At 79.9% G+C, this 214-nt stretch carries 1 protein-coding gene; it reads left to right on the top strand.

Annotation, left to right across the window (positions count from 1 at the left end; all coding sequences use genetic code 11):
• Positions 1-214 (top strand): hypothetical protein (locus G3I40_RS46610; protein ID WP_203644971.1); only part of this gene is annotated, 214 nt, incomplete at both ends.

The following is a 214-nucleotide window of genomic DNA, read 5'->3' as shown; positions in this document are numbered from 1 at the left end:
CCTCGGCGTCTCCCACGACCCCGACCCCGCCCCCTGCACCCGTACCCGCGTCGGCGCGCCCCGCGCTCGATGGTGAGCGCCCCCTCCGTCGTGGCTCGCCCCGCGCCTGGCGGGGCCCGTCCCTCGCCGTGCTGCTGCTCTGCATCGCCGCGGCCGCGGCCTCCGCGGGTCTGCACGGCGCCGATCTGCGCAGAGGGCCGGTACCGGAGCTCGC

Origin of the sequence: Streptomyces sp. SID14478 (assembly GCF_010548525.1) — a bacterium.
Classification (GTDB): Bacteria; Actinomycetota; Actinomycetes; order Streptomycetales; family Streptomycetaceae; genus Streptomyces.
The sequence above is the reverse complement of the archived record's forward strand: the minus strand, read 5'-3'. Positions and strand labels throughout refer to the sequence as shown.